6 protein-coding genes are annotated in these 2,821 nt (G+C 46.4%); 2 read left to right on the top strand and 4 right to left on the bottom strand.

Features of this window, described 5'->3' with window-relative positions:
• Window positions 1-397: 397 nt before the first annotated feature.
• From N3G78_14795 to N3G78_14780, 4 genes are all read right to left on the bottom strand, one after another.
• A complete protein-coding gene (locus tag N3G78_14795) occupies window positions 398-700 on the bottom strand; it encodes a hypothetical protein (protein ID MCX8119184.1) in 303 nt (100 codons plus the stop codon).
• Window positions 701-709: 9 nt separating this feature from the next.
• The gene (locus tag N3G78_14790; protein MCX8119183.1) at window positions 710-1,228 is read right to left on the bottom strand and encodes a tetratricopeptide repeat protein; all 519 of its coding nucleotides are present in this window, start codon (window positions 1,226-1,228) and stop codon (window positions 710-712) included.
• 285 nt (window positions 1,229-1,513) lie between these two features.
• Window positions 1,514-1,783 (bottom strand): hypothetical protein, encoded by a 270-nt coding sequence (locus N3G78_14785; GenBank protein ID MCX8119182.1) that lies wholly within the window; start codon window positions 1,781-1,783, stop codon window positions 1,514-1,516.
• A 113-nt stretch (window positions 1,784-1,896) separates the two neighbouring features.
• Window positions 1,897-2,145: a hypothetical protein gene (locus N3G78_14780; GenBank protein MCX8119181.1), complete on the bottom strand. Its 249-nt coding sequence runs from the start codon at window positions 2,143-2,145 to the stop codon at window positions 1,897-1,899.
• Between the two features lie 203 nt (window positions 2,146-2,348).
• Here N3G78_14780 and N3G78_14775 point away from each other — a divergent pair, with 203 nt between their 5' ends.
• Complete coding sequence (locus N3G78_14775) at window positions 2,349-2,513, top strand: hypothetical protein (protein ID MCX8119180.1); 165 nt, start codon at window positions 2,349-2,351, stop codon at window positions 2,511-2,513.
• A partial coding sequence (locus tag N3G78_14770) for an IS1595 family transposase (GenBank protein ID MCX8119179.1) occupies window positions 2,492-2,821 on the top strand: 330 nt, incomplete at its 3' end. The genes N3G78_14775 and N3G78_14770, both read left to right, overlap by 22 nt.

Here is a 2,821-nt window from a genome sequence, read left to right as displayed (position 1 = left end):
ATTTATCTCTCCCCTTCCTTTTCCACAAAATATATCAAAAACCCATACCACTGACAATTACTCGTTTTTGATTTTTCCGTCTTAATGGACTTTTTTAGGGATTTCGATTCGTTGGTTTCGAGTTCGATGGCTTACTCGATAAACAGATTTAGATAATTAGGAGAGACCGTTTCCCCTTACTCCTTCTCGTGAGTCTGATCCTCTCCGGGCGGGAATCCTCTTAGCCAAATTTTTCAGCAGGGCTTGTGCCAAAAATTTTATGGGAAATAAGTATTTGATTTTTAAAGAAAATTATATGGTCAGAAGTCAGGGCGATTAAGAATCGACCACAGGGCGTTACCATCGGAGTGCGTGAGAAAAAAGAAATTGAATGATCCCCCTGGAAATCGGATCCCAGTTACTTCTTTCGCATTCTCTTGTAAAGCAAAAGCATCAGTAGAAGTGCTCCAAGGAAAGGGTTTTTGCCATCGCTGTCGGAGTCATCCAGCTCATCCTCGATCTCTCTGAGAAACATCTTCATCTCCTCGTCTTCGGGGAATTTCTCAATCCCCTTTTTAAGCACCTCAATGGTATCCTCTCTCCAACCCATCTCATAAAAGACAGCCCCCACATTGTAATAAAGCACGGGATCCTCATCGGGAAATCTTCTCAGCCCCTCAAGGGCAACCTCCAAAGCCTCCCCCTTCATCCCCAGATCCATATACACCGTTCAGAGACCCGAATAAATCGAAATCCCCTCATTCAGGGTCGGATCCTCCTGCCAGACCTTCATCGCCCTCTGATAATATCCAAGAGCCTCGCCCGGATAGCCCATTTCCAGAGCTAAATACCCCCTCTGAGTCAAAATCTTCGGATCCCGGGGAGCCCTCTCCATGAGCTCATCCATAATCTCTCGAGCCTCCCCATAACAGCCTATCCTCATCAACACCAGAGCCTTATTGTAAAGGGCCACCGAATCATCCTCAGGGAAACAATTAAGGGCCTCCTCCACACACTCGAGTGCCTCAAAATAGGAGCCCATCGTCTCATAAAGGGCTGCCATGGCCACCCAGAGGACATAAGAATCAGGATAGACCTTCAACCCTTCTTCCAGAAACTTCCTTGCTTCCTCATAAAACCCCATCTCTGTGAGAGCTCGGGCATAACCGTTAAACTTCACCTCTCCAAAACTTTTCCAAGGTAAAGAGCGATAAAGTTTGAGGGCCCGCTTATATTCCCTCTGATCCATCAGGGCCCAACCAAGATCGGCCTTTACTTCATAAATCCTATTTCGTAAGGCCTCTCGCCGGGAAGGATCTTTTTGTGAACCTAATCTCCTCTCTAAACGTCGAAGTTCAACTTCTAAGCGTTTTACTTCAATGTGCTCCTTTAATAAGACGTTCATATTTTCCTCCCCCTCATGTCCCTCCTCAAATTCCTCATCCAACCCCCAAGCATCCAGAGGTAGAATTTTGCATAATTTTCCTATCGTTTTTGGTCCAGGTCCTCATCGAATGAAAATACCAGGCCTTCTTCACATCATCCATCCCAATAAGGTGGGTCTCAAGATGCTCTCTCTTGCCGAGGGGTTTATCCTCTGGATAATGCTTTTTATAGGTCTTATAAAACTCCTTTCACCTCTTTTCTTTTTCCACCCGAAGCCTCCACCCCCGTTACAGGCCTTTCCTTCATCATCGGGCTTAGAGAGTTTTCCAGTCCTTTTACCGCATAAGACATCAGGTCTTCTTTTATTTCTAATCTTGCTTTCTGAGGTTACCTTTTTGTCATCCAGAGCATTCGCCATTGAGTATTCTTAAAAATGTTTCACTTTAAGCAAACGGGCCTCGTAATCGCTTTAAAAACTTATAAGCTGTCTTCCTATCTCTTTAGGAGAAAAGAGGGGAGAAGAGGGTTAGGTCAGGAATAGAGGGTCGATTCAATCTCATAATCGAACTCTCCATGGTCTTTATATAAGCTTGCATACCACCTTTTTAGTTCCTCTCTCTCTTCATCGGAGAGCGATAGATAATAATGGTAATCTCCGATCACCCACCATTTGCCGCAGATACATTGAACATAAACTACCGGGTCGGCCTTTAAAGCCCCCCGATACCCGCAGACGGGACAACAGAATAAATCGGTCAGTGGTATGTCCACTTCCCCCATTCAGACCTCCTTTCGGTTGGTTGAGTCAATAAGGTTTGCTGTTCCTTTAAAGGATTACGAGGCCCGTTTAAGCTCCTGGCTCTTCCTGCCTCTCAGGGAGAAAAAGGATTTGATTCTATTGCTTTAAATGATAAAAGAGGACCTTCCCCAATGAGTGTCCTATGTTTTTAAAAGGGTAGAGGGGCCACTGGTTATCCTTCACGGTGATCCGAAAGGCCATCGTCGCCCAAAGCGAGGAGACGGGGCTTCTTCGAAGAGAGATCGAAGCCGATGATGCCTACTTCGTAGGGAGAAAAAAGGGAACCGAGGTCGAGGAGCATCGGGAAAAGTCCCTGTTTTCGGCATCTTGGAGCGAGGTGGCGTGGTGAAGGTAGAGGTGGTCCCCAATGTCAGCGCCGAAACCCTCCTCAACCTCACCGTCAAGAAGGTGCGCCGGGGAAGCCTCATCTACACCGATAAGTTCCGAAGCTACGATGCCCTGATGTGCTGCGGGTATCGTCACCTGAGGATCGATCACAAGAAACGATTCAGCTCCGGAAAGGTCTACATCAACAGCCTGGAGGGGTTTTGGGCTTATGCCAAAGAACGGTTGATCAAACATCACGGCGTGTCTCCAAAACTTTTTCCCCTCTACCTAAAGGAGATGGAGTTCCGTTATAATCATCGTCATGAATCT

The sequence above is a fragment of the Thermodesulfobacteriota bacterium genome (assembly GCA_026415035.1).
In the GTDB taxonomy this organism is placed as follows: domain Bacteria; phylum Desulfobacterota; class BSN033; order BSN033; family UBA1163; genus RBG-16-49-23.
Note: the sequence above shows the minus strand (reverse complement) of the source record. Positions and strands in the feature narration are given on the sequence as shown.

Coding starts and splice junctions, on each gene's coding strand:
- N3G78_14795 (MCX8119184.1), bottom strand. CDS start 700: ATGGATCTGGGGATGAAGGGGGAGGCTTTGGAGGTTGCCCTTGAGGGG.
- N3G78_14790 (MCX8119183.1), bottom strand. CDS start 1,228: ATGGATCAGAGGGAATATAAGCGGGCCCTCAAACTTTATCGCTCTTTA.
- N3G78_14785 (MCX8119182.1), bottom strand. CDS start 1,783: ATGGCGAATGCTCTGGATGACAAAAAGGTAACCTCAGAAAGCAAGATT.
- N3G78_14780 (MCX8119181.1), bottom strand. CDS start 2,145: ATGGGGGAAGTGGACATACCACTGACCGATTTATTCTGTTGTCCCGTC.